This window comes from Candidatus Mycobacterium methanotrophicum, from assembly GCF_023515995.1.
Lineage (GTDB): Bacteria > Actinomycetota > Actinomycetes > Mycobacteriales > Mycobacteriaceae > Mycobacterium > Mycobacterium methanotrophicum.
In genome coordinates, this window is record NZ_CP097320.1 from 2,337,628 (window position 1) to 2,363,288 (window position 25,661).

A 25,661-nucleotide genomic window follows, 5' to 3' on the forward strand; every position below is an offset into this window, starting at 1 on the left:
TCCCTGAGACGAACTGGATATCGTGGGTGGGTGGTGTGGCAGCGATGACTCTGGGAGCGATGACCCCCGATATCGCGATGATTCTGTCTGGGCACGGTCGAGACCGCACTGGGCTCCTCGACATCTTGTGGAGTGTGCAGCGCGACGCCGGCTACATCTCCCGCGAGGCCGCCGCCGGGATCGCCGAATGGTTGGGGCTGTCCGCCGAGGATGTGTTGGAGACGGCGACCTTCTACCATTTCTTTCACACCACGCCCTCGGGCCGTCACCGAATTTATCTGAGCAACACCGTCATCGCGAAGATGCACGGCTACCACCAGGTGCATGAGGCCCTGGAACGGGCGACGGGGACACGATTCGGCGGGCCGGGATCGGCCGACTTCGGATTGTTTGAGACCGCATGCATCGGCTTGAGCGACCACGAACCGGCGATGCTCATCGACGATGTCGTGTTCACCGACCTGACACCGGCTTCGGTCGGCGAGATCATCGAGGGACTGAAAAAGGGTGCTTCTCCGGCGCAGATCGCCAATCCGGCCGGCCTGCCACGCGACGATGTGGCGTATGTCGATGCGCTGACACGTACCATTGTGCATACCTCGGGTCCGGTGTTCTTCTGCGGTGACACCGATTACCGCGCGTTGTTGCGCCGCTGCACAGCGATGTCGCCCGAGGATGTGATCGCCACCGTCTCCGAGTCTGGCCTGCGGGGACGGGGCGGCGCGGGTTTCCCCACCGCCAACAAGTGGAAGTTCTGCCGCGCAGCCGCCGGCGACGAGAAGTACATCATCTGCAACGCCGATGAGGGCGAGCCCGGCACCTTCAAGGACCGGGCGTTGCTGACCTACTCACCCAAGCAGGTGTTCGCCGGCATGGCGATCGCGGCCCACGCCGTGGGCGCCCGACGCGGAATCCTTTACCTGCGTGCGGAGTACGCGTATCTGCGGGACTACCTTGCACGGCAGCTCGACGAGCTACACGAGGAGGGAGTAGTCGGCGACGGGTTCGACATCCGTATCCAGTTGGGTGCCGGGGCCTACATCTGCGGCGACGAATCCGCGCTCATCGAGTCCTGCGAGGGTAAGCGCGGAACGCCGCGACTCAAGCCGCCTTTCCCGGTCGAGTGCGGTTTCCTGGGCAGGCCGACGGTGGTCAACAACGTCGAGACGTTCGCCGCGGCGAGCCGGATCATGCAAGAGGGCGCCGGGTGGTTCGCGGCAATGGGGGTAGCGGGGTCGACTGGCACCCGGCTGATCAGCATCGCCGGCGACTCCGCCCCCGGGATCTATGAGGTGGAGTGGGGGGTTACGTTGCGCGAGGTGCTCGACATCATCGGCGCGGACAACCCTCGGGCCGTACAGATCAGCGGTCCCTCAGGGGAGATGCTCTCGGTGGCCGCCGACGCCGACCGCAGGCTCGCCTATGACGATCTGTCCTGCAACGGCTCCTTCATGGTGTTCAACCACGAACGTGACCTGATCGACATCGTTGGGGACTTCATGCAGTTCTTCGTCGACGAATCGTGCGGCATCTGTGTGCCCTGTCGAGCGGGCAACGTGATGCTGCGGCAGAAGGTCGGCCTGGTAGCCGCGGGTCGGGCGGTCCGGTCCGATCTCGACGACATGGTTGCCTGGGGTGGGATCGTCGCTCACACCAGCCGATGCGGGCTGGGTGCCACCTCGCCCAATCCGATCCTGACCACGCTGAAGAAGTTCCCGGAGATTTATTCGGCACGGCTTCGTGAGTGTAACGGCGACGTGCTGGCGTCCTTCGACCCAGCGGCTGAGCTGACAGGTTATGCCCAAGCCGTCGCCGAACTCGCGCCGCAGGAGTTGCTGTGACCATCGAGATCGAGATCGACGGCACCACCGTCACCACCGAGGCGGGCAGGACGCTCGTCGATGTCGCCGACGAGGCGGGGGTCTACATCCCGACCTTGTGCTATCTGCCCGAACATCCGGTCCTGGGGACCTGCCGGGTGTGTTCGGTCAAGGTGAACGGCGCGGTCGCCGCCGCTTGTGCGGTCGAGGTCAGCGACGGGATGCGGGTGGAGGTCAACGACCCGCAGGTCACCGATGCGCGTAAGGCGTTGGTGGAGATGCTGTTCTCCGAGGGCAACCATAATTGCCCCAGTTGTGAGAAGGCCGGCCGGTGCGCGCTGCAGGCGGTCGGCTACGAGGTGGACATGATGGTGTCGCGTTTCCCCTACCAATTTCCTAAGCGGGTCGCCGACCATGCGTGCGACACGATCTGGCTCGAGCGCGACCGCTGCATCTTCTGCCAGCGTTGCGTGGAGTTCGTCCGGGATCGCGAGACGGGCAAGAAGATCTTCAACATCAGCAGGCGCGGAACGCACGCCCGTATCGAGGTCGATGTCGAACTGGCCAACAAGATGCCCCCCGAGCAGGTCCGCGAGGCCGTCGACATCTGTCCCGTGGGCACGATACTCGAAAAAGGGGTCGGCTACGACGAGCCCATCGGCGAGCGGCGCTACGACGTCGAATCGGTGAAGGACCGGGCGCTGGAACCATCACGGAGGCATAGAAAGTGATAACTTCAGGCGCGAATGAGGTTGCGTCCCATGAACTTCCGGCCACCCCGCTCGACCCCGAGCTGGCCGCCAAGCGGGCCGGGAAGATCAAGGTCTCCATGATCAGCCTGTGCGGCTGCTGGGGATGCACGTTGTCGCTGCTCGACATCGATGAGCGGATGATCGACCTGCTGGACAAAATCACCATACTGCGGTCGTCGTTCACTGACATCAAGCGCATTCCGGAGCGGTGCGCGATCGGCTTCATCGAGGGCGGGGTGGCCAACGAGGACAACATCGAGACACTGCGGCACTTCCGGGACAACTGCGACGTCCTGATTTCGGTCGGCGCCTGCGCCATCTGGGGCGGCGTCCCATCGCTGCGTAACCTGGTCGGGCTCAAGGATTGTCTGGCCGAGGCCTACCCGGACTCCCCGACGACGCCGCCAGACGCCAGCCCGGTGGTGCCCTACGACCGTCGGATCCCGATCCTCACCAACAACGTCTATCCGTGCCACGAGGTCGTGCAGATGGACTACTTCGTCCCGGGCTGCCCGCCGAGCGCGGACGCGATCCTCGAAGTCCTGGAGGACCTGGTCAACGGACGTCCCGTGAATCTACCCAAGTCGCTCAACCATTTCGACTGATCGGGGAACGGCCGCCATGGCAAACACACTCGTCATCGATCCGGTCACCCGCATCGAGGGACACGGAAAGGTCGTCATCGAACTCGATGACGACCGCAACGTCACCGACGCCAAGCTGCATGTGGTGGAGTTCCGCGGCTACGAGAAGTTCATTCAGGGCCACCCGTACTGGGAAGCACCGGTTCTCATGCAGCGGATCTGTGGGATCTGCTTCGTCAGCCACCACCTCGGCGGGGCCAAGGCCCTCGACGACATGATCGGGATAGGGCCGGCGTCGGGGACTTGTCTCACCCCGACCGCAGTCAAGATGCGCCGGCTGGGTCACTACGCGCAGATGCTGCAATCGCACGTCACCGCCTACTTCTACCTGGTGGTCCCGGAGATGTTGTTCGGGATCGACGCCGCACCCGAGCAGCGCAACTTCATCGGATTGATCGAGGCCAACCCCGGTCTCATCAAACGTGTTGTCCGGCTGCGCAAGTGGGGCCAGGAGGTCATCGAGGCCGTGTTCGGAAAACGCATGCACGGCATCTCGGCGGTGCCCGGCGGGGTGAACAAAAGCCTCACCGCGGCCGACGTGGACCGATTGCTGCGCGGCGAAGACGGATTGTCCTCCATCGACGAGGTCATCGACGACGCTCAGCTGGGTCTGCAGATGTTCTACGACTTCCACGACGAGCACCGTGCCCAAGTCGACGGCTTCGCCACCGTGTCGGCGCTCAACATGTGCCTGGTGGACGATGACGGCAACGTCGACTACTACGACGGGCGGCTGCGGGTCATCGACGAACAGAAGAAGCTCGTACGCGAATTTGATTACCGCGACTACCTCGACCACTTCTCCGAGGGCGTCGAGAAGTGGACCTACATGAAGTTCCCGTTCCTCACCGACCTCGGCCGCGACGCGGGGTCGGTGCGGGTGGGCCCGCTGGCCCGGCTCAACGTCACGCAGACGCTATCGACCCCGATCGCCGCCGAAGCGCTGGAGAAATTCCACGCCTACACTGGCGGACGCGCCAACAACATGACGCTGCACACTAACTGGGCGCGCACCATCGAAATCATCCACGCCGCCGAGGTCGTCAAGGACCTGCTCAACGACCCCGACCTGCAAAAGGATGACCTGGTGGTGTCACCGGGTGCGGACGCCTGGGTCGGGGAGGGGGTCGGTGTGGTGGAAGCCCCCCGGGGGAGCCTGCTGCACCACTACCGCGCTGATCGCGAAGGCAACGTCACCTTCGCCAACCTGATCGTGGCCACCACCCAGAACAACCAGGTGCTCAACCGGACGGTACGCAGCGTCGCCGAGGACTATCTCGGGGGCCAGAGCGAAATCACCGAGGGCATGATGAACGCCATCGAGGTGGGGATCCGCGCCTACGATCCCTGCCTAAGCTGCGCCACCCACGCCCTGGGGCAGATGCCGTTGATTGTCACCGTTGTGGACGCGCAGGGGCGGGTGGTCGATGAACGCCGACGCTGAACCAACCCGCGTGGCGCTTGGGTTCTTGGAGAACCCCACCTGCCTGATCTACGGCATCGGCAACGACGGACGTCAGGACGACGGATTGGGCTGGGCCTTCATCGAAAGGCTCGAACAACTTTGTCCTCGGCCTCACGCATGCCTGCGCCGCACCTATCAGCTCAGCCTCGAAGACGCCGACCTGATCAGCCGATACACCCGAGTGTTGTTCGTGGACGCCACCAAAGACCCCACCGTCGAATCATTCACCCTGACCCGTCCCAAGCCCAAGCTGGACTTCAGCTTCACCTCGCACGCACTCTCCGTGCCGGCCATCCTGGCGACCAGCCAGCAGTGCTTCGAACGCGTCCCCGACGCCTACCTGCTGGCGATCCGCGGCTACCAATGGGAACTGCAGCAGGGACTGACCAGCCCGGCACAACACAACCTCAGCGATTCCGTGGAGTTCTGGTCGCCGACACCGCGTTAGCACTAGCACGTCACACTAAGCGGCACGGTGCACTCGTGGGACGAAATCGCAGCGGCACGGCTCGCCGCATGGTCTGTACCCGGCGTCAGGGACGTCGAAGACCATTTCGTCATCTCGTAATTGATCTATTGAGCTTTCGCTTGCTACCTCTACATGACGTACGCCCTCGCGCACGCTTTACGTCGGATCGCGTTCGCCGACCCGCAGCGGCCGAAGCTGAGTCACTACGCTCACTACAGGCCGAGCAGCAGACTGATCACACATAATGGTCGGTGCAGGTAACCGGGGATGCTTCGGTTCGGAAATCGGGAGGTGTAGTGAGCGTTACGGTTCGGAACGTCCATGCGGTCGAGATCCTCGATTCCAGGTCTCGCCCGACGCTTTCGGTCACTCTAGAGGCCGGCGACGGCCTTCGGGTGCATGCCGGAGTGCCGGCTGGAGCCTCGACGGGAAGTCGTGAGGCGGTCGAACGTCGGGATGGCGATCCGAAGCGCTACTCCGGTCAGGGCGTGCTTGGCGCCGTGAGTTCGGTCAACGGTGAGATTCTGGAGGCCTTCCGCGACCGCAGCTTCCAGAGTCTCGCCGACCTTGATCACGCGCTTATCGATCTGGACGGTACTGAGAACAAGTCCCGCCTCGGGGCTAACGCCATTGTGGGCGTGTCAATAGCGGCGTCTCGCGCGTTCGCTGCCGTTGCGGGCACGTCGCTGTGGGAGTCTTTCGTGGGATCAGTGAACTCACCGCGCCTGCCAGTGCCGCATTTCAATGTCCTCAATGGCGGTGTGCACGCGCTCAACCAACTCGATTTTCAGGAGTTCATGCTTGCCCCGCTGGGGGCGCCGACGATCGCCGAGGCGGTGCGCGCGGGCTCAGAGGTCTACGCGGCGTTGCGTGGGTTGTTGAATTCTCGCGGACTTGCGGTGGGCCTTGGCGACGAAGGCGGATTCGCGCCGGAGATTACCCAGCCAGAGCAGGCACTCGAATTGCTGGTCGAGGCGATCAGCGTGGCCGGCTATACGGCCGGACGCGAGGGCATCGCCATCGCGATCGATCCTGCGTCCAGCGAATTCTATCGTGATGGCGTGTATCACGTTGCCGGCGTGGCATATTCGAGCGACGAGATGATCGCACGCTACGCCGAGATCATCGAGCGGTTTCCGGTGTGGCTCCTTGAAGACGGGTTGGCCGAGTCTGATTGGGATGGTTGGCAACAGCTGACGCAGCGGTTGGGTGACAAGGTCGAGCTTGTTGGCGACGACATCTTCTGCACCAATCCGACAATCATCGGCGAGGCCATCAGCGGCAAGGTGGCCAACGCGTCGCTGATCAAGGTCAATCAAATCGGTACCGTCACAGAGACAATCGATGCGATGCGGGTGTGTCGCGACGCTGGCTATGCGCAGTTCGTATCGCACCGGTCCGGTGAGACCGAAGACTCGTTTATCGCGGACTTCGCGGTCGGTACCGGTGCGGGACATATGAAAACGGGGGCTCCCGCACGGGGAGAGCGGGTGGCGAAGTACAACCGGCTGATCGAGATCGCCGATGATGACGGGACGAGTCTGCCGTACGGTCTGGGGTGACGAGCGGGCCGACCGGGACTGATCGATGGCGTTCTACTGCTGGTGGTGCTATGGACGCAACGATAAGGGGGCGGGCCCGTGTGTCCATTGTCATGACAGGCAAATGGTCCGGTGCCACAGGTGCCATGGTGATGACTTTTGTCACTATTCGCACCGCGCGGAACGCGGAATCATGAATCCAACATCAACAAGTGTCATGTGACAAACAGGGGGATCGGCATGCACCAACGGCCAAGCGCAAAACGCACCGCATTTCGCGGTCGAAAACCCACTGGCCTACCAGCGATCACTACGATTTCCAGCTTAAGGTCAACGCAGCACCCGACGTTCAGCCAACTGGAGCCGGTGCTCTCGGGACGCACCCTGGCTGAATTCTCGTGATCGAGCGCCTACCAGACGAGGTGCGCGCGTTGTTGCGTCTCGAGGCCGTGCCCTACTGGCGGGCTCCAATGTTGGCCACGCCGACCGACAAACGGTTCTCCGACCCACGATGGATCTTCGAACTCAAATTCGGTGGAGAGCGTTGTCTGGCGTTCCGCGACGGCCACCGGATGCGGCTGTTGTCGCGCAATCGTAAACCCCTTAACGACACCTACTCCGAGATGGTCGATGCGCTTGCCGCCCAGCACACATCCCGCTTCGTGATCGATGGTGAAGTGGTCGCCTTCCAAGGGGAGCGCACGAGCTTTCAGCGGCTTCAAGGCCGACTAGGCATTACTAACTCCGAGGAGGCGCGTGCATAGCGAATCCCGGTGTTCTACTGTGTTTTCGACATATTGCACCTCGACGGCTATGCCATCACCAGCTTGCCGCTGATCTGGCGCAAGCGGCTGCTGCATGAAGCGATCCAGTGGGGCGGTCCGCTGCGCTATATAACACACCGCTGGACGGAAGGCGAAGCCGCTTACCACGAAGCCTGCGAGCACGGCGACGAGGGTGTGATCGCCAAGCTGGCTGATTCCAAGTATGAGGAGGGCCGCCGTTCACCGAATTGGCTGAAATTCAAATGCGTGCGCAATCAGGAGTTTGTGATCGGGGGGGTACACGGCCCCGAAGGGCAGCCGGGTCGGGCTGGGTGCGCTGTTGGTCGGCTACTATCAGGGGCGAGACCTGGTGTACGCCGGTAAGATCGGCACCGGCTTCGACCACGCTACCCTGCACAGTCTGCATCAGCGACTGTTCGGTATTGAGCAGGACACATCACCCTTCGTGCGCGGCCAGATTCATCACGAAGCCGGCACCCGCTGGGCGCGTCCGCAGTTGGTCGCCGAGATCGGCTTTTCCGAGTGGACGCGTGACGGCAAGCTGCGCCGTCCTCGCTACATCGGCTTGCGCACCGACAAGGACCCTGACGAGGTGATCAGGGAGATGCCCTGTAATCGCTGGCCAATCATGCGCAGCCCCTTGCTCGTTCCCACCGGCTGGTGATTTATGTTTTAACCACTGGGACTGTGCGTCGTTCAGATCGCCCAACCCGCGCCACTACACAGGAGACACCGCATGAATCTGGAAGAGACACTGGAAAAGGTCGTCGAGTTGAGTCGAGAAGAACTGCACATCGTGCGAAAGCGCGCCGAGGAGAAAACCGCCCCCCATGACCACGGTCACGACTTCAACGAGATGAAGCACGCCGCTGACCGCCTTGACCACTACGCACATCAGCTCCGGTCCCTCCACGACAACGAACTCGGCCATAGATGGCGGCACGTAAGCGCAGAAGACACTCACTGAGGTCTACGCCAATCGCGGCAGCTCAACATAATCGTCGCTGCTTCATCGAGAGGCTTTGGAGTACCCCCATTTTCGTAGACGTAGCTATTCAGCTGGTGCTGATGTGATTGATGGGTCTGATGTGGCTCTTGTCGGCGTGTCGGGTCGATCTCGGGCCGGCATTGGGCGGGGTGTGTTCGTGCCCGATGCCCCGTCGGCTACGACGTCGACGAGACCATCGACCTTTCCAAGATCGAGCCGCTGATCGCCAAGCCGTCCTCGCCGGGAAACGTGGTACCGGTGTCCGAGGTCGCCGGCGAGGCCGATCTGACGAAGACGGGCGCGGTGACCGCTCTGGTAGTCGGCGGCGCACGCATTCATCGAGCCGGATGCATGGGATGTATCGGCATGGGTCAGGCACCGGCCAGCGGCCGCAACTCGCTGCGCGCGATGCCGCGCAACTTCCCCGGCCGGTCTGGCACAAAGGAGGATTCGGTCTGGTTGTGTTCACCGGAAACCGCTGCCGCATCGGCATTGACGGGCGTGATCACCGATCCGCGCGAGTGGGCACGCGAGGTGAAAATGGATTATCCCAAACTCGATCTGCCGCGCGAGTGCTCGGTCAACACCGCAATGTTGGCGCCGCCGTTGGACGCTGGCCAGGCGCGGCAAGTGGATCCCCCGGTGAAGGGGCCCAACATTTCCAGCCTGCGGAACTTTCGCCGCTGCCCGACGAGATCGAGGCGCCGGTGTTGCTCAAGGTCGGCGACAACGTCTCCACCGACGAGATCTCGCCGGCCGGCGCTCGGGCGCTGCCGTTTCGCTCCGACATTCCCAAGCTTGCGATGTTCAGCTTCACCCAGATCGACGACTCGTATCCACAGCGAGCGCAACAGGCGCAAGCCTCAGGTCACATCATCGTCGGCGGCGAGGGTACGCTTGCCGACAAGCAGACGTTACAAGTGGACAACGTCACCAAGGATTCGTCTTTCACTGTGCGGCACCGCCTTTCGCCGCGGCAAGTCCAGGATGTATTGGCCGGGGAACTGATCCCGGGCCTGGCCGAAGATTAACGGCGAAGCACTACGGCTTGTCCGATTTGGTCAGCTCATCAGCCCACACCGACCGAGCTCCGGAGTCGCCGATACGGACCACCTGCAGGATCGAGGCGGCGCCCACCGCAATGGCGAGGACGGCAACTGCCACGGTGGCAGCCGCCCGTGGTTTGGCGGACCGGATTTCACGCCAGTGCGCCCACGCCAATACGACGGCGACGGCAAGCATCGCGATCGAAAAATAAATCATCCACCCGCCGCGGGCGGCGTGGGTGTGCAGGATGTCGCGATGGTGGCGTTCCCTGTCGTAGAGCCACTCGCCTGCATTCGTGGTGATCGGTGTGAGCGCGGTGGTCACAACGGCGAAGGCAAGCGTCGGCCATACCAGGTGCCGCCGGGCCGCCGGCCACAGCGCGCACAGAATTTCCAGCAGCGCCGTCAGCGGCGCCAACACCACCATGGCGTGCACCAAAAGCACGTGGGCGGGAAGCCCCGCAATTGTGGTCAATGTCAACGCATACTCCACTAGGTCGATTGGTCGCCGCGACTTCTTCCTACACTGTGCCGGTGCGCCTCGTCTTCGCCGGCACCCCCGAACCCGCGCTTCCAGCGCTGCGCAGTCTCATCGACTCGCCGCGCCACGAGGTGATCGCAGTGCTCACTCGGCCAGATGCCGCCGCTGGACGTCGCGGCAAACCGGAACCGTCGGCGGTGGCCCGGCTCGCACTGGAGCACGGCATCCCGGTGCTGCGGCCGCAGCGGCCCAACACCCCGGAATTTGTCGCCGAGTTGTCAAAGTTGGCGCCCGACTGCTGCCCGGTGGTGGCCTACGGTGCGCTGCTGAACGACGAGTTGCTGGCAGTCCCGAGGTACGGCTGGGTCAATCTGCATTTCTCGCTGCTGCCCGCCTGGCGGGGGGCAGCGCCCGTGCAGGCCGCGATTGCCGCGGGCGACACCGTCACCGGCGCAACGACGTTCCAGATCGAATCGGGTCTGGACTCCGGACCGGTCTACGGGGTGGTCACCGAGGCCATCCGGCCGACCGACACCGCCGGCGATCTGCTCGGGCGGCTGGCGATTTCGGGTGCGGCGCTGCTGATCACCACGCTGGACGGCATCGCCGACGGGGCGCTGACGCCGGCGCCGCAACCGGTCGACGGCGTCAGCGTCGCGCCCAAGGTCACCGTCGAGCAGGCGCGGGTGCGCTGGGACCTGCCGGCCCAAGCCGTCGAGCGTCGGATCCGGGCCGTCACACCCAACCCGGGCGCGTGGACGCTGATCGGTGACCTGAGGGTCAAGCTCGGGCCGGTGCAACTCGACGGCGATGCTCCGAACATGCTGGCGCCCGGTGATATTCACGTCGACCGTCGCAGCGTGTGGATCGGTACCGGCTCGGAGCCGGTGCGCCTGTGCCAGGTCCAGGCGCCGGGCAAGAAGCTGATGAACGCCGTCGACTGGGCTCGCGGGGCCCGCCTGGACCCAGCGGTGCGGGCGTCATGACCCGGCCGCCCCGCAAGCCGCCCCCGCGTGCACCGCGGCGCAAAGCGATGGACCCGGCGCGCCAAGCCGCGTTCGATGTATTGCGAGCGACGAGCGAGCGTGACGCCTATCCCAACTTGCTGCTGCCGGTCCTGTTGCGGGAACGGCAGATCAGCGGACGCGACGCCGCTTTCGCCACCGAGCTGACCTACGGCAGTTGCCGCATCCGTGGACTGCTCGACGCGATCATCGGTGCAGCCGCGGGTCGGGCGCCCGACGCCATCGACCCGGTGCTGCTGGATCTGCTCCGCCTCGGGGTGTATCAACTGCTGCGTACCCGGGTCGACGCGCACGCCGCCGTGTCCACCACGGTGGAACAGGCCGGAATCGAATTCGATTCGGCGCGAGCAGGTTTCGTCAACGGTGTGCTGCGCGCGATCAGCGCCCGCGATGAGCGGTCATGGGTCGAGGAGCTGGCACCCGACCAAAGGGCCGATCCGGTCGGGCATGCCGCTTTCGTCCATGCCCACCCACGCTGGATCGCACAAGCCTTCGTCGACGCGCTGGGCGCCGACGCCGGCGAGCTCGATGCGGCTTTGGCCAGCGACGACGAGCGACCGGTGGTGCATCTGGCCGCCCGGCCGGGCGTGCTGACCGCCGGGGAGTTGGCCGCTGCCGTGGGCGGCGCCGTCGGGCGGTACTCGCCGTATGCGGTGTACCTGCCGGGCGGTGACCCGGCGCTGTTGCCGGCGGTGCGCGACGGCCAAGCGCTGGCCCAGGACGAGGGCAGCCAATTGGTGGCCCGCGCCCTCACGTTGGCGCCGGTAACCGGCGATGCCGGGCGGTGGCTGGACTTGTGTGCCGGGCCGGGCGGCAAGACCGCGCTGCTGGCCGCGTTGGGCGCAGACACGGGCGCCCGGATCACCGCGGTGGAGCCGGCGCCGCATCGCGCCGACATGGTGCGGCGGAACACCCGCGGCCTGCCGGTCGAGGTGCTGTGCGGCGATGGACGGCGTAGCGGCCTGGAACCGGGTTTCGACCGGGTGCTGGTCGATGTGCCCTGCACCGGGCTGGGTGCGTTACGGCGCCGGCCCGACGCGCGCTGGCGGCGTCAGCCCGCCGACATCCCGGCGCTGACCTGGTTGCAACGCGAGCTGCTGGAAGCCGCGATCGCACTGACGCGACCCGGCGGCGTGGTGCTTTATGCCACTTGCTCGCCGCATCTGGCCGAAACGGTCGGCGTGGTGGCCGGCGTGCTGCGGCGCCAGCCGGTGTCCGCGCTGGATGCCCGGCCGCTGTTTGAGCCCGCACCAAATCTGGGGGAGGGCCCCTATGTTCAGCTGTGGCCACACCGGCACGGCACCGACGCCATGTTCGCCGGGGCGTTCACCAAGCTGAATTAGTCCGGCTGGTCCTTTTGCCGCGAGCGTGCGCGCTTGTACGCCGACACGCCGCAAAGGACGTACAATTGTGCACGCCCGCGAAAGACCGCAACCAGCCGTCGCATAGGCTGAAGGCATGACAGGAAAGACCGATCGGCCGCTGATCGCGCCGTCGATACTGGCCGCTGATTTCGCCCGGCTTGCCGACGAGGCCACCGCCGCCGAAGGCGCCGACTGGTTGCACGTCGATGTCATGGATGCGCATTTCGTACCGAACCTGACGATCGGGCTGCCGGTGGTGGAAAGCCTGTTGGCGACCAGCGACATTCCGATGGACTGCCATCTGATGATCGAAGACCCCGCCCGCTGGGCGCCGCCGTACGCCGAGGCGGGCGCCTACAACGTCACGTTTCACGCCGAGGCCACCGACAACCCGGTCGCGGTGGCCCGTGACATCCGGGCCGCCGGCGCCAAGGCGGGGCTGAGCATCAAGCCCGGCACCCCGCTGGAGCCTTACCTGGACATCCTCAAGTACTTCGACACCTTCCTAGTGATGTCGGTCGAGCCCGGCTTCGGGGGTCAGGAGTTCATTCCCGAGGTGCTGAGCAAGGTCCGCACGGTCCGCAGGATGGTCGACTCCGGCGAGTTGACCATCCTGGTCGAGATCGACGGCGGCATCAACGCCGACACCATCGAGCAGGCCGCCGAAGCCGGTGTCGACTGCTTTGTCGCCGGATCCGCGGTCTACGGTGCCCAGGATCCGGCGGTCGCGGTTGAGGCATTGCGGCGACGGGCCGGTGCCGCGTCGCCGCATCTGCGCCGATGAGTACCGCGGCAGCCGTTGGCTACGACAGCGCGATGCGACTTGCCGTCGAGCACGCAGACCTGGTCAAGGGCAGCACCTATCCCAACCCGCCGGTCGGAGCGGTGATTCTGGACCGCGCCGGCCGGATTGCCGGCGCAGGCGGCACCGGACCGGCGGGCAGCGCGCATGCCGAGGTGGTGGCGCTGCGTCGGGCGGGACACCTCGCCGAAGGCGGCACCGCGGTGGTCACCCTGGAACCCTGCAACCACCACGGCAAGACCCCGCCGTGCGTTGATGCGCTGCTCGACGCGGGCATCGCGTCGGTGGTGTACGCGATCACCGACCCGAACCCCACCGCCGGCGGTGGTGCGGCGCGGCTGGCGGCCGCCGGGGTACGCGTCGTCCGCGATGTGGAAGCCGATCTGGTGGCGGCGGGACCGCTGCGCGAATGGCTGCACAAGCAACGCACCGGCTTGCCGCACGTGACATGGAAGTACGCCACTAGCATCGATGGGCGCAGCGCCGCCGCCGACGGCTCAAGCCAGTGGATCAGCAGCGAGGCCGCGCGCGCCGACCTGCACCGCCGCCGGGCGGCGGCCGACGCCATCGTGGTCGGCACCGGCACGGTGCTCAGAGATGATCCGACGTTGACCGCCCGGTTGATCGACGGCCGCTTAGCGGCCCGCCAGCCATTGCGTGTGGTGGTGGGCTTGCGTGAAATCCCTTCGGAGTCAAAGGTTCTCAACGACGATTCGCGCACGATGATGGTGCGCACCCGCGATCCGGCGGAAGTGCTCAAGGCGTTGTCCGATCGCACCGATGTGCTACTTGAGGGCGGACCCACGCTCGCCGGGGCGTTCCTGCGGGCCGGGGCGATCGACCGCATCCTGGCCTATGTCGCGCCGATTCTGCTCGGCGGGCCGATCACCGCCGTCGACGACGTCGGCGTGCCGAGCATCGCCCGGGCGCTGCGCTGGCGCTACGACGGCATCGACCGGGTCGGCCCGGATGTGCTGCTGAGCTTGGCGCCCCGCTAACCACCCCGAGGCGCGAGCGTGCGTGTTTGTCCGCCGACGCGCCGACAAACCTGTACAACTGCGCACGCTCGCGGCCGAGTGCTCCACTAGGCCCGAGGGCCGATCGGCTGCTCCGCGCGCAATTCGGGCTCGTCGGCGTGGGTGCGACGGCTGCTGATCAGCAGCCCGAAGACTGCACCCACCACGCAGACGATGGCCGTGACCGTGAAGATGCCGCCATACATCTGGGCGAAGGCACGCCGGTAGAGGATGGCCTGCGCCACGATCCGCATCGCCAGGCTGGCGTTTTCCGGCGTTTGCGCCGACAGCTTCGAAACGATGTGGGGCAGCTGATAAAAGCCCCACGCACTCAGTGCTGCCACCCCGATGAGCATGCCTGTCATCCGGGCCACCACGACCGCCGCCGAGGCGATACCGTGCTGCGCCGACGGCACCACCCGCAAGCTGGCCGACGTCAACGGCCCGATCACCAGACCCAGCCCCAAGCCGGCGACCACCAGATCGGTATCCAATGCAGGCAGTGACAACAGGCCAAAGATGTTGTGACGCTGGCTCAGCAGGTCGACCGACCACTTCGAGATCAGCCGGTAGCCGCCGGCCGCGATCAACAACCCGACGAACGCCATGGCCCGGTCGCCGACCTTGGTCGCGATCCACCCGCCCAGCAGCGCGCCGATCGGCAGCGCGATCAGGAAGCGCAGCAGCAGGATGGCGGCCTGGTCTTGCGCCTTGCCCAGCACGCCCTGGGCGAACAGCTCGACGTCGACCAGCGTCACCATCAGCGCAGCACCGGCACACAGCGACGCGCCGAGCGCCGACAGGAAGGGCCCGAAATGCACGCCGGTGGGCTCGATCAGCTTGGTCCGCGCAAACCGCTCCCACACCGCGAAGGTCACCGCGACAGCCACCGCCGCGATCAGCAGCGGCTTTCCGTAGCCGGGCAGCACCTGCTGACCGTTGGGGGAAGGGTTGTACAGCCCGATCACGGCCAGCCCCAACGTGATTGCCAGCAGCAGTCCACCGACCACGTCGATCTTTTCCGGGTCGGCGCTGCGGTCCCGCGACGGCAGGCTGAATTGGATCATCACCATCGCGGCCAGGGCCAGCGGCACGTTGATCCAGAACACGTCCTGCCAGCGACTCGTCAGCCAGACGATGAAGATTCCGTAGAGCGGGCCGAGCACGCTGCCCAGCTCCTGCGCGGCGCCGATGCCGCCGAGTATCCCGGCGCGGTTGCGCTGGCTCCACAGATCCGCGCCGAGGGCCAGCGTCACCGGCAGCAGTGCGCCGCTGGCCACGCCTTGGATCGTGCGGCCGACCACCAGCACGTGCAGATCGGTGGACAGCGCGGTAATCACCGAGCCGACCATGAACGCGGCGAGGCTGGCTTGCAGCAGCAGTTTGCGGCCGAATCGGTCCGAGGCGCGTCCTAGCAGCGGCATCGCGGCGATGTAGCCCAGCAGGTACCAGGTGACGATTGGCGTGATTCGTTGCAGCTGGTTGACCGGGATGCCGACGGTGTTGATGATGCCGCGCATGATGGTGACCACGACATAGGTGTCGAGGGCCCCGAGCAGGACGGCGAGGCTGCCCGCCCCGATGGCGACTCCGCGGCCGGCGTGCGGTGTGGTCATCCGGCCACCGGCGGCTTGGTGACTTGTACGGGCGCGTTCCAGTTCGACAACGTCATCTGGACGGAGTTGCCCGCGCTCTGGTCCAGCTTGGCCTGCACCAACTGGTGATCGCCGTTTTCCTGGATCCACATCGTCGCCGGCAGCGGCTGAGTCGCCTTTAGTTGCGGCGCAAGCCCATTCACTGCGTCGGCCGAGGCCGTTCCGGTGATCTTGACCGTGCTTTGCCCGTTGATGTTTTCGCGTGATTCGGATTTGGGGTTGCTGATGTTGGTCAAGATGTTGGCCAGGCCGGTGTTCGGGTTGAGGATCTCGGACGGGTCGTAGATGGCGTTCGCCGGCCCGAAGCTTTCCCAGTGGCCCGGGGTCAGCGCCGCGAAGAGGGTTCCGTCGTCGATCACGAACTGGGCATCGACGGCCGAGCCCAAGACCGTCAGGTTGGCCTCGCCCTTGGCCGCGGTGTCAGGTGACGTGGTCAAGTCGCCGGTCAGCGTCTTGACCGGCAGGCCTTTGATCTTGCCGGCCACCGATAGCACCAAGTGCACGCTTTTGACGTTTCTGGTGGTCAGGTTGGACTTGGCGAGCAGGGCGGCCGCGTCCGGAAGTGGCGCGGCCGGTCGCTTGGATGACGAGCAGCCGCCGACCAGGGCGGCGACGATGCTGAGGGCGGCTAGGACGGCGAGGATTGGGCCTAATCGGCGCGTCGGCATACGTGCATCGTAGAGGGTGCTAAATGCCCGACGGCGAAGCCCAAGGTGACGGCGAGATCGCGCGCAGTCTGCGGACTCATTAGCCTGAGGCGGTGTTCACCGGAATTGTCGAGGAATTGGGTGAGGTCGTCGGCAAGGACGACCTGGGCGATTCCGCGCGCTTCACCATCCGTGGTCCGGTCGTTACCGCCGATGCCGGTCACGGCGACTCGATCGCCGTCAACGGCGTATGCCTGACGGTGGTCGAGGTGCTGCCGGAGGGCCAGTTCACCGCCGACGTGATGGGCGAGACGTTGCAGCGGTCCAGCTTGGGCCGACTGGCCACCGGCAGCCCGGTCAACCTCGAACGCGCCGCGGCTCTGAACAGCCGGCTTGGCGGCCACATCGTGCAGGGGCATGTGGACGGCACCGGGGAGATTCAGGTCCGCGCCCCGGCCGAGCACTGGGAGGTGGTCCGGATCGGGCTGCCCGGTGAACTGGCCCGCTACGTCGTCGAAAAGGGCTCTATCACCGTCGACGGTATTTCGCTGACCGTCTCCGCACTCGGCAGTGATCCCCAGGACTGGTTTGAGGTATCGCTGATTCCCACCACCCGGGAACTGACGACGCTGGGCCGGGCCGCGCCCGGGACGCCGGTGAATCTCGAAGTCGACGTGATCGCCAAATACGTTGAGCGGCTGATGGCGGGAAAGTAGCCGCTACGCGCGCTCAGCGGTCATGTCCATCTCGATCCAGCCCTGGCACGGGCCGCTCAAGATGTCGGTGTGCATGACGCCGGCAAGTGTTCCGTTGGGTTGGGGCGTGTAGTGCACAGTGGATCGGGCCGGACTCCATTGGATCGTGGTGTCGGGCATCATGCAGTCCCACTGGAAATCGCTGACTTGCGTCCAGGCCGATCCGTCCCAGGTGAATTGCACCGGTTGGGGAACCGTCGGGTTGCTCGGCGGAGGGCCGCTGACGATCGTGGCGACGCATTTTCCGCTCGTGCAGCTCGATCGGAACCCATAGGTATCGGTGTGCTGCACCTCGGGGTCGCCAACGGCCATGCTGGTGCCGGATTTTGGACCGACCATGAATGTGATTGCGTACTCGCCGTTCCACGACGGCGTGTCGGCGAAGGCGGTAGGGGGAAGTGACAGCGCGATCGTGAGTGGCGCGGCGCATAAACCGACAAGACTCTTGAGACGGTCCGAGGCCATAGGTTTCTCCTCTCGGCCCGCAACGGCTTTGGAAATAGGATGCGCCGCGACAGCCTGGGATGTATACCCGTCGTTATGTCGCCGCCGTGGTTTGCCGCCATCCGCCAAACGGGGAGCGGCCAGACCAGTTCATCTGCCTTTATTTCCGCTAGTGCGATTTGCGGTGTCCACATCACTCGATGAATCGCCGCATTTGCGCAGCTAGAACCGTTGCAGCTGCGACGGACGCCACCGGGTTGCGGGGAGCATCCCGCTCGGTAAGCCGCGGCAATAACCACGGCCGCCTCGTGGTTCATACTGGATGCAACACTTGAGCGCTTCAGGTGGATCTTCTGACAAGGTGGCAGCGATGACGAGGTTGGACTCCGTCGAGCGTGCGGTTGCCGACATCGCCGCCGGCAAGGCTGTCGTCGTGATCGACGACGAGGACCGGGAAAACGAGGGCGACCTCATCTTCGCGGCCGAAAAGGCCACCCCTGAACTGGTGGCGTTCATGGTGCGCTACACGTCGGGGTATTTGTGCGTGCCGTTGGACGGTGCGATCTGCGACCGACTGGGTCTGTTGCCGATGTATGCGATCAATCAGGACAAGCACGGTACCGCTTACACCGTGACAGTGGACGCGAAAAACGATGTGGGAACCGGTATTTCGGCTTCAGACCGGGCTACTACGATGCGGTTGCTTGCTAATCCGGGCAGTGCTGCGCATGACTTCACCAGACCCGGGCACGTAGTTCCACTGCGCGCCAAGGATGGTGGCGTCTTGCGGCGCCCCGGCCATACCGAAGCCGCGGTCGACTTGGCCCGGATGGCGGGCTTGTCGCCCGCCGGCGCAATCTGCGAAATCGTCAGCCAGAAGGACGAGGGCGCGATGGCGCAGACGGACGAGCTGCGGGTCTTCGCCGACGACCACAACCTGGCGCTCATCGCCATCGCCGACTTGATCGAGCATCGCCGCAGACACGAGAAGCACGTCGAGCGCATCGCCGAGGCCCGGATCCCGACCCGGCACGGCGAATTCCGGACGGTTGGCTACACCAGCATCTACGAAGACGTCGAGCACGTGGCTCTGGTCAGGGGTGAGATCGCAGGGCCCAACTACGACGGCGACGACGTGCTGGTCCGGGTGCACTCCGAATGCCTGACCGGGGACGTGTTCGGATCACGTCGCTGTGACTGTGGGCCGCAGCTGGATGCCGCGATGGCGATGGTTGCTCGCGAAGGCCGCGGCGTGGTGCTCTACATGCGCGGCCACGAGGGTCGTGGCATCGGTCTGATGCACAAACTTCAGGCCTATCAGCTGCAGGACGCCGGCCACGACACCGTGGACGCCAACCTCAAGCTCGGGTTGCCCGCGGACGCAAGGGATTACGGCATCGGTGCGCAAATTCTGGTTGATCTCGGGGTTCGTTCGATGCGGCTGCTGACCAACAATCCCGCCAAACGGGTCGGGCTGGACGGGTACGGACTGCACATCATGGAGCGGGTGCCCCTGCCGGTACGGGCGAACGCGGACAACATCCGATATCTGATGACCAAACGCGACCGGATGGGCCACGACCTGGTCGGGCTCGACGACTACAACGAATCCGGGTATCTGCGCGGCGAATTCGGGGGAGCTTTGTGAGCCGCGCGGGCGACGATGCAGAGCGAAGCGATGAGGTGGGGGCACCTCCCGCTCGCGGGGGAGAGTCGCGCCAGTGAGCCCAGCCGCCGGTGTGCCGGATTTGACGGCACACGACGCGTCCGGAGTCCGGCTGGCGATCGTGGCCAGCACATGGCATGCCGAAATCTGCGACTCGCTGCTGGCCGGTGCCCGCAAGCTGGCCGATGCCTGGGGCGTGAAAGACCCGGCAGTGGTTCGGGTGTTGGGGGCGATCGAGATTCCGGTGGTCGCGCAGGCATTGGCTCGCAGTCATGACGCCGTCGTCGCATTGGGCGTGGTAATTCGCGGGCAGACACCGCATTTCGATTATGTCTGTGACGCGGTCACCCAGGGATTGACGCGGGTTTCACTGGATGCGTCGAAGCCGATCGCCAACGGGGTTTTGACCACCAACACCGAAGAGCAGGCACGCGATCGGGCCGGGCTGCCGACGTCGACCGAGGACAAAGGCGCCCAGGCGACGGCTGCGGCGCTGAGCACCGCGCTGACCCTGCGCGATTTGCCCGAAAAGCCGTGATCGTCAAGCCGAAAAAGGACAGCTGGGACGTGCAAGTTCGCCCGCACCTGACGCCGTATTTCGCCTACGTCGCGGCGTTTGTGATCGCTGCTATCCACATCGCGGTGGGTCTGCTGCTCAAGATCAAATCCAGCGGCGTGATCTTCCAGACTGCCGATCAGGTGGCGATCGCGGGGCTGGGCCTGGTGATCGCCGGGGTCGTGTTGTTGTTCGCCCGGCCAAGGCTGCGGATTGGGGCTGCCGGGCTATTAGTGCGCAACCTGCTCGGCGAGCGCCTAGTGCCATGGTCGGACATGGTCGGTGTGTCGTTTCCCGCCGGTGCACGCTGGGCGCGGATCGATCTTCCCGCCGACGAGTACATCCCATTGATGGCGATCCAGGCCGTCGATAAGGGCCGCGCCGTGGACGCCATGGACACCGTCCGAGCACTGATGGCGCGGTACCGACCTCCCCGCGAACAGACGTAGAATCGCACGTTCAGCGCCTTCCCAGTGCGATTCTGCGTCTGCTCGCGGCGGCACACTAACCTTGTAACCGTGCCTGATCCCGCAACTTACCGCCCCGCGCCCGGGTCCATCCCGGTCGAGCCCGGCGTGTACCGATTCCGGGACCAGCACGGCCGGGTGATCTACGTCGGCAAGGCCAAGAGCCTGCGCAGCCGGCTGACCTCCTACTTCGCCGACATCGCGAGCCTGCACCCGCGGACCCGGCAGATGGTGACCACCGCCGCCAAGGTGGAGTGGACAGTGGTCAACACCGAGGTCGAAGCGCTGCAGCTGGAATACAACTGGATCAAGGAATTCGACCCGCGATTCAACGTCCGCTACCGCGACGACAAATCCTACCCGCTGCTGGCTGTGACCCTCAACGAGGAATTCCCGCGGTTGATGGTTTATCGCGGCCCACGCCGCAAAGGCGTGCGGTATTTCGGGCCGTACTCGCATGCCTGGGCCATCCGCGAAACGCTGGATCTGCTGACCCGGGTGTTCCCGGCGCGCACCTGCTCGGCCGGAGTATTCAAACGGCACAAGCACATCGACCGACCGTGCCTGCTCGGCTACATCGACAAGTGCTCGGCGCCGTGCATCGGTAGGGTCAGCGCCGAGCAGCATCGCCAGATCGTGTTGGACTTCTGCGACTTTCTGTCCGGCAAAACCGACCGGTATGCCCGCCGGCTCGAACAGGAGATGAACGCCGCCGCGGCGCAACTCGACTTCGAACGAGCCGCACGGCTACGTGACGACCTGTCGGCGTTGAAGCGGGCCCTGGAGAAGCAGGCCGTGGTGCTCGGCGACGGCACCGACGCCGATGTGGTGGCATTCGCCGACGACGAACTCGAAGCTGCCGTCCAGGTATTCCATGTCCGCGGCGGCCGGGTCCGCGGCCAGCGTGGCTGGATCGTCGAAAAGCCCGGCGATCCAGGTGATTCCGGCGAAACGCGATTGGTAGAGCAGTTCTTGACTCAGTTCTACGCCGATCAGGCCGAACTTGACGGCGGCGCAGACGAATCCGCCAACCCCGTGCCACGGGAAGTTCTGGTGCCGTGTCTGCCGTCCAATGCCGACGAGTTGACTACCTGGCTGGCCGGTCTGCGCGGTTCGCGGGTGACACTGCGGGTGCCGCTCCGCGGCGACAAGAAGGCATTGGCCGAAACCGTGCAGCGCAACGCCAAGGAGGCGCTGCAGCAGCACAAACTCAAACGGGCCGGGGACTTCACCGCCAGATCTGCTGCACTGCAGAATATTCAGGAAGCGCTAGGGCTGGCTGACGCGCCGTTACGGATCGAATGTGTGGACATCAGCCACGTTCAGGGCACCGACGTGGTCGGCTCGCTGGTGGTGTTCGAAGACGGGCTGCCGCGCAAGTCCGATTACCGTCACTTCGCCATCCGGGAAGCCGCAGGCCGCGGTCGCTCCGACGACGTCGCCTCGATCGCCGAGGTGACGCGGCGCCGCTTCATGCGGCACATACAAGACTCGAACGTTTTGTCGCCCGAAGGCAAGTCGCGTCGGTTCGCTTACCCGCCGAACTTGTACGTCGTCGACGGCGGCGCCCCGCAGGTCAACGCCGCCAGCGCCGTACTCGACGAATTGGGCGTCACCGACGTCGCGGTGATCGGCCTGGCCAAACGGCTGGAGGAGGTGTGGGTTCCCTCCGAGCCCGACCCGATCATCTTGCCGCGCAACAGCGAAGGCCTGTACCTACTGCAGCGAGTGCGCGACGAGGCGCACCGCTTTGCCATCAACTACCACCGCAGCAAACGGTCCAAGGGGATGACCGCCTCAGCGTTGGATGCGGTGCCCGGTTTGGGCGAGCATCGCCGCAAGGCGCTGGTGACCCACTTCGGATCGCTGGCCCGCCTCAAGCAGGCTACGGTCGACGAAATCACTTCGGTTCCGGGAATCGGGGTCGCTACGGCGACCGCGGTGCTCGAAGCGCTGCGAGCACGCGCCGCCGGAACGGACGCGGCGGACCCGGACCGGGTCGCCGAACGGGCATCGGGATGACGGGTCAGGAAAGGGACGGGGTGGATCGGGCCGTATCGGCGGATCAGGCCGATAACCACGCTGGCGCAACGGAATCCGGCATTGACGTGGTGTTGGTCACTGGGTTGTCCGGCGCCGGACGTGGCACTGCGGCCAAGGTGCTCGAGGACCTGGGTTGGTATGTCGCCGATAACCTGCCGCCTCAGCTGATCACCCGGATGGTGGACTTCGGGCTCGCCGCGGGATCCCGAATCACCCAGTTGGCCGTGGTGATGGACGTACGCTCCCGCGGGTTCACCGGCGACCTGGACTGGGTGCGCAACGACCTGGCCACCCGCGATATCAGCCCGCGGGTGTTGTTCATGGAGGCCTCCAATGACATGCTGGTGCGCCGCTATGAGCAGAATCGCCGCAGTCATCCATTACAGGGCGAGCAGACATTGGCCGAAGGCATCGCCGCTGAGCGCGAGATGCTGGCTCCGGTTCGCGCCAACGCCGACCTGATCATTGACACCTCGACGCTGTCGGTGCGCGAGCTGCGGGAAAGCATCGAGCGGGCCTTCGGCGGCGAGACCGTCGCCAGCACCAGCGTCACCGTGGAGTCCTTCGGCTTCAAGTACGGTCTGCCGATGGACGCCGACATGGTGGTGGATGCGCGATTCTTGCCCAATCCGCACTGGGTCGACGAGCTGCGTCCGCATACCGGGCAACATCCCGCGGTCCGTGACTACGTGCTCGGCCAGCCTGGCGCGGGGGAGTTCTTGGAGGCTTGCCAGCGATTGCTGACGCTGATTGTCGACGGTTATCGCAGAGAGGGGAAGCGCTATATGACCGTCGCGATCGGCTGTACCGGCGGCAAGCATCGCAGCGTCGCCATCGCCGAGGCGTTGGCGCGGCTGCTCGAGCCGAACAAACACTTGTCGGTGCGGGTGTTGCACCGAGATCTGGGTCGCGAATGAGCCGCGCCGGCGACGATGCAGAGCGCAGCGACGAGGAGGAGCGGCGCCAATGAGCCTTCTGGGAAAAAACCGCAGAATTGTCGCCCTGGGCGGCGGGCATGGTTTGTACGCGACGCTGTCGGCAGCACGACGACTCACCCCCCACGTCACCGCCGTCGTCACGGTCGCAGACGACGGCGGCTCGTCGGGCCGGCTGCGTAGTGAGCTCGACGTCCTGCCTCCCGGCGATCTTCGAATGGCATTGGCGGCGTTGGCATCCGACAGTCCGCGCGGACAGCTGTGGGCAACTGTTCTGCAGCACAGATTCGGCGGCAGCGGCGCGCTTGCCGGACACCCGATCGGCAACTTGCTGCTCGCCGGGCTCAACGAATTGCTCACCGATCCGGTGGCCGGGCTCGACGAACTTGGCCGGATTCTCGGCGTGCGGGGCCGGGTGTTGCCGATGTGCCCGATCGCGCTGCAGATCGAGGCCGACGTCTCGGGCCTGGAGGCCGACCCGCGGATGTTCCGCGTGATCCGCGGGCAGGTCGCCATCGCCACCACGCCGGGAAAGGTTCGCCGGGTTCGGCTGCTGCCCGGCGACCCGCCGGCCACCCGACAGGCGGTGGACGCGATCATGTCCGCCGATCTGGTCGTCCTAGGGCCCGGATCTTGGTTCACCAGCGTGATCCCGCATGTGCTGGTGCCCGAGCTGGCCGCGGCGCTGCAGACTGCCACGGCCCGCCGGGCGCTGGTGCTCAATTTGGTGGCCGAGCCGGGGGAGACGGCCGGCTTCTCAGCAGAGCGTCACCTGCATGTGCTCGCACAGCACGCACCCGGTTTCACCGTCCACGACGTGATCATCGACGCTGAGCGGGTGCCGAGTGAGCGCGAGCGCGAGCAGCTGCGACGTACGGCGACTCTGCTTCGTGCGCAGGTTCAATTCGCAGACGTGGCCCGACCTGGTACACCTTTACATGACCCGGACAAGTTGGCCGCGACGCTGGATGGGGTGGGTGTGCGCAGCACCGGCTCGGAGCCGCCGTCAGCGACGGCCACGGCCGCGATGCCGATCGACAAAGAGCGTCGACAGACCGGCGCCGAGGGACCGGGCCGTAACGGACCGAGGGGTGACGACGCGTGGCGATGACGGCTGAAGTCAAAGACGAGTTGAGCCGCCTGGTGGTGAGTTCAGTGACCGCGCGGCGGGCCGAAGTGACCTCACTGCTGCGATTCGCCGGCGGGTTGCATATCGTGGCCGGCCGCGTGGTCGTCGAAGCCGAGGTGGACTTGGGCAGCACTGCGCGACGGCTACGCAAGGACATCTTCGACTTGTACGGCTACAACGCCGTGGTGCATGTGTTGTCGGCGAGCGGAATCCGCAAGACGACGCGCTACGTGTTGCGGGTCGCCAACGACGGTGAGGCGCTGGCTCGCCAGACGGGTCTGCTCGACTTGCGCGGACGCCCGGTGCGGGGACTACCCGCCCAGGTCGTCGGCGGCAGCATCGGCGACGCCGAAGCCGCTTGGCGGGGCGCCTTCTTGGCGCACGGCTCGTTGACTGAGCCGGGCCGCTCGTCGGCGCTCGAGGTCAGCTGTCCCGGTCCCGAAGCGGCGCTGGCCCTGGTGGGGGCGGCACGCCGGCTCGGGATCAGCGCCAAAGCGCGGGAGGTGCGCGGAGCCGACCGGGTGGTGGTGCGTGATGGTGAGGCAATCGGGGCATTGCTGATCCGGATGGGCGCCCAGGACACCCGGCTGATCTGGGAGGAGCGGCGGATGCGCCGCGAGGTCCGGGCAACGGCCAACCGGCTGGCGAATTTCGACGACGCCAACCTGCGGCGCTCGGCTCGTGCCGCGGTGGCGGCGGCCGCCCGCGTTGACCGTGCACTGGAAATCCTCGGTGAGGATGTGCCCGACCACCTTGCCGCAGCCGGCAAGTTGCGCATCGAACACCGGCAGGCCTCGTTGGAGGAGTTGGGTCGGCTCGCTGATCCACCGATGACGAAAGACGCTGTGGCCGGCCGTATTCGGCGTTTATTGTCGCTGGCTGACCGCAAGGCGAAAGTCGACGGCATCCCGGACACCGAATCGGCAGTGACCCCGGACTTGTTGGAAGACGCCTAGCAGCCCCGCTGGCGCGTCGCGCGATCCCGGCTAGGACAGCAGCGTCATCCAGTGTGAATGCAGGGCGCCTGCCCGGCGTCTACCTGCGCTCGCAATCCACCCCACCGGGCGGGGGTATCCACGGGCTGTGCGGCTATCACGCCGCCCGGGCCGCGTTGGGCCAATTGGCCCCGCATACTCGTAGCTACTAGGCTGGCGGCGAGCAATTCG

General features: G+C 65.5%; 24 protein-coding genes and 3 pseudogenes. 22 read left to right on the forward strand and 5 right to left on the reverse strand.

What is annotated here, in order from left to right:
* The first annotated feature begins 44 nt into the window (after window positions 1-44).
* From M5I08_RS12315 to ligD, 8 genes and pseudogenes are all read left to right on the forward strand, one after another.
* Window positions 45-1,841, forward strand: a complete 1,797-nt coding sequence (locus tag M5I08_RS12315) for an NAD(P)H-dependent oxidoreductase subunit E (protein WP_304502940.1) — start codon at window positions 45-47, stop codon at window positions 1,839-1,841.
* Window positions 1,838-2,551 carry a 2Fe-2S iron-sulfur cluster-binding protein gene (locus M5I08_RS12320; protein ID WP_219066904.1) on the forward strand — a complete coding sequence of 238 codons (714 nt, stop codon included), beginning with the start codon at window positions 1,838-1,840 and terminating at the stop codon, window positions 2,549-2,551. Before M5I08_RS12315 ends, M5I08_RS12320 begins: the two co-directional genes overlap by 4 nt.
* Window positions 2,548-3,177 carry an NADH-quinone oxidoreductase subunit B family protein gene (locus tag M5I08_RS12325; RefSeq protein WP_219066903.1) on the forward strand — a complete coding sequence of 210 codons (630 nt, stop codon included), beginning with the start codon at window positions 2,548-2,550 and terminating at the stop codon, window positions 3,175-3,177. Before M5I08_RS12320 ends, M5I08_RS12325 begins: the two co-directional genes overlap by 4 nt.
* Window positions 3,178-3,193: 16 nt before the next feature.
* Window positions 3,194-4,660 carry a Ni/Fe hydrogenase subunit alpha gene (locus M5I08_RS12330; protein WP_219066902.1) on the forward strand — a complete coding sequence of 489 codons (1,467 nt, stop codon included), beginning with the start codon at window positions 3,194-3,196 and terminating at the stop codon, window positions 4,658-4,660.
* Window positions 4,644-5,129 carry a hydrogenase maturation protease gene (locus M5I08_RS12335; protein ID WP_219066901.1) on the forward strand — a complete coding sequence of 162 codons (486 nt, stop codon included), beginning with the start codon at window positions 4,644-4,646 and terminating at the stop codon, window positions 5,127-5,129. Before M5I08_RS12330 ends, M5I08_RS12335 begins: the two co-directional genes overlap by 17 nt.
* A 27-nt stretch (window positions 5,130-5,156) precedes the next feature.
* Window positions 5,157-5,249: a hypothetical protein gene (locus tag M5I08_RS26810; RefSeq protein WP_219066900.1), complete on the forward strand. Its 93-nt coding sequence runs from the start codon at window positions 5,157-5,159 to the stop codon at window positions 5,247-5,249.
* A gap of 152 nt (window positions 5,250-5,401) precedes the next feature.
* On the forward strand, window positions 5,402-6,712 hold the full coding sequence (gene eno, locus M5I08_RS12340) for a phosphopyruvate hydratase (protein WP_249763272.1): 1,311 nt from the start codon (window positions 5,402-5,404) through the stop codon (window positions 6,710-6,712).
* A gap of 371 nt (window positions 6,713-7,083) precedes the next feature.
* Window positions 7,084-8,140: pseudogene (gene ligD, locus M5I08_RS12345) on the forward strand (non-homologous end-joining DNA ligase).
* Window positions 8,141-8,194: 54 nt separating this feature from the next.
* Here ligD and M5I08_RS12355 read toward each other — a convergent pair.
* Complete coding sequence (locus M5I08_RS12355) at window positions 8,195-8,407, reverse strand: hypothetical protein (protein ID WP_219066898.1); 213 nt, start codon at window positions 8,405-8,407, stop codon at window positions 8,195-8,197.
* A gap of 234 nt (window positions 8,408-8,641) precedes the next feature.
* Here M5I08_RS12355 and M5I08_RS12360 point away from each other — a divergent pair.
* A pseudogene (locus M5I08_RS12360) lies at window positions 8,642-9,495 on the forward strand (aconitase family protein); the annotation flags it as partial.
* 10 nt (window positions 9,496-9,505) lie between these two features.
* Here the strand turns inward: M5I08_RS12360 and M5I08_RS12365 are convergent.
* A complete protein-coding gene (locus M5I08_RS12365; protein ID WP_219066897.1) occupies window positions 9,506-9,985 on the reverse strand; it encodes a DUF2231 domain-containing protein in 480 nt (159 codons plus the stop codon).
* Between the two features lie 59 nt (window positions 9,986-10,044).
* On the opposite strand from M5I08_RS12365, the gene fmt reads away from it, so the two are divergent.
* From fmt to ribD, 4 genes are all read left to right on the forward strand, one after another.
* A complete protein-coding gene (gene fmt / locus M5I08_RS12370; protein WP_219066896.1) occupies window positions 10,045-10,977 on the forward strand; it encodes a methionyl-tRNA formyltransferase in 933 nt (310 codons plus the stop codon).
* On the forward strand, window positions 10,974-12,359 hold the full coding sequence (locus tag M5I08_RS12375) for an RsmB/NOP family class I SAM-dependent RNA methyltransferase (protein WP_219066895.1): 1,386 nt from the start codon (window positions 10,974-10,976) through the stop codon (window positions 12,357-12,359). The genes fmt and M5I08_RS12375 overlap by 4 nt, the downstream gene beginning before the upstream one ends.
* 115 nt (window positions 12,360-12,474) lie before the next feature.
* Window positions 12,475-13,164, forward strand: a complete 690-nt coding sequence (gene rpe / locus M5I08_RS12380) for a ribulose-phosphate 3-epimerase (protein WP_219066894.1) — start codon at window positions 12,475-12,477, stop codon at window positions 13,162-13,164.
* Window positions 13,161-14,180 (forward strand): bifunctional diaminohydroxyphosphoribosylaminopyrimidine deaminase/5-amino-6-(5-phosphoribosylamino)uracil reductase RibD, encoded by a 1,020-nt coding sequence (gene ribD / locus M5I08_RS12385; protein ID WP_219066893.1) that lies wholly within the window; start codon window positions 13,161-13,163, stop codon window positions 14,178-14,180. Before rpe ends, ribD begins: the two co-directional genes overlap by 4 nt.
* A gap of 86 nt (window positions 14,181-14,266) precedes the next feature.
* Here the strand turns inward: ribD and M5I08_RS12390 are convergent, their stop codons facing one another.
* Together M5I08_RS12390 and M5I08_RS12395 are read right to left on the reverse strand one after the other, a co-directional pair.
* On the reverse strand, window positions 14,267-15,814 hold the full coding sequence (locus tag M5I08_RS12390; RefSeq protein WP_219066892.1) for an MFS transporter: 1,548 nt from the start codon (window positions 15,812-15,814) through the stop codon (window positions 14,267-14,269).
* Window positions 15,811-16,521 (reverse strand): LppX_LprAFG lipoprotein, encoded by a 711-nt coding sequence (locus M5I08_RS12395; protein WP_219066891.1) that lies wholly within the window; start codon window positions 16,519-16,521, stop codon window positions 15,811-15,813. Before M5I08_RS12395 ends, M5I08_RS12390 begins: the two co-directional genes overlap by 4 nt.
* Before the next feature lie 92 nt (window positions 16,522-16,613).
* Here M5I08_RS12395 and M5I08_RS12400 point away from each other — a divergent pair, with 92 nt between their 5' ends.
* Window positions 16,614-17,216, forward strand: a complete 603-nt coding sequence (locus tag M5I08_RS12400; protein ID WP_219066890.1) for a riboflavin synthase — start codon at window positions 16,614-16,616, stop codon at window positions 17,214-17,216.
* Between the two features lie 3 nt (window positions 17,217-17,219).
* Here M5I08_RS12400 and M5I08_RS12405 read toward each other — a convergent pair whose 3' ends face one another.
* A complete protein-coding gene (locus M5I08_RS12405) occupies window positions 17,220-17,720 on the reverse strand; it encodes an Rv2253 family sensor-like surface protein (RefSeq protein ID WP_219066889.1) in 501 nt (166 codons plus the stop codon).
* A 349-nt stretch (window positions 17,721-18,069) separates the two neighbouring features.
* Here M5I08_RS12405 and M5I08_RS12410 point away from each other — a divergent pair, with 349 nt between their 5' ends.
* From M5I08_RS12410 to M5I08_RS12445, 8 genes and pseudogenes are all read left to right on the forward strand, one after another.
* Window positions 18,070-19,347 (forward strand): bifunctional 3,4-dihydroxy-2-butanone-4-phosphate synthase/GTP cyclohydrolase II, encoded by a 1,278-nt coding sequence (locus M5I08_RS12410; RefSeq protein WP_219066888.1) that lies wholly within the window; start codon window positions 18,070-18,072, stop codon window positions 19,345-19,347.
* 73 nt (window positions 19,348-19,420) lie between these two features.
* Window positions 19,421-19,903: a 6,7-dimethyl-8-ribityllumazine synthase gene (gene ribH / locus M5I08_RS12415; protein WP_219066887.1), complete on the forward strand. Its 483-nt coding sequence runs from the start codon at window positions 19,421-19,423 to the stop codon at window positions 19,901-19,903.
* The gene (locus tag M5I08_RS12420) at window positions 19,903-20,370 is read left to right on the forward strand and encodes a PH domain-containing protein (RefSeq protein ID WP_249763353.1); all 468 of its coding nucleotides are present in this window, start codon (window positions 19,903-19,905) and stop codon (window positions 20,368-20,370) included. Before ribH ends, M5I08_RS12420 begins: the two co-directional genes overlap by 1 nt.
* A gap of 69 nt (window positions 20,371-20,439) precedes the next feature.
* Window positions 20,440-22,410 carry an excinuclease ABC subunit UvrC gene (uvrC, locus tag M5I08_RS12425; protein ID WP_219066885.1) on the forward strand — a complete coding sequence of 657 codons (1,971 nt, stop codon included), beginning with the start codon at window positions 20,440-20,442 and terminating at the stop codon, window positions 22,408-22,410.
* Window positions 22,407-23,348 carry an RNase adapter RapZ gene (gene rapZ, locus M5I08_RS12430; protein WP_219066884.1) on the forward strand — a complete coding sequence of 314 codons (942 nt, stop codon included), beginning with the start codon at window positions 22,407-22,409 and terminating at the stop codon, window positions 23,346-23,348. Before uvrC ends, rapZ begins: the two co-directional genes overlap by 4 nt.
* Before the next feature lie 49 nt (window positions 23,349-23,397).
* Window positions 23,398-24,477 carry a uridine diphosphate-N-acetylglucosamine-binding protein YvcK gene (yvcK, locus tag M5I08_RS12435; protein ID WP_219066883.1) on the forward strand — a complete coding sequence of 360 codons (1,080 nt, stop codon included), beginning with the start codon at window positions 23,398-23,400 and terminating at the stop codon, window positions 24,475-24,477.
* Window positions 24,474-25,451 carry a DNA-binding protein WhiA gene (gene whiA / locus M5I08_RS12440; protein WP_219066882.1) on the forward strand — a complete coding sequence of 326 codons (978 nt, stop codon included), beginning with the start codon at window positions 24,474-24,476 and terminating at the stop codon, window positions 25,449-25,451. Before yvcK ends, whiA begins: the two co-directional genes overlap by 4 nt.
* 68 nt (window positions 25,452-25,519) lie before the next feature.
* Window positions 25,520-25,642: pseudogene (locus M5I08_RS12445) on the forward strand (hypothetical protein); the annotation flags it as partial.
* Window positions 25,643-25,661: the final 19 nt, after the last annotated feature.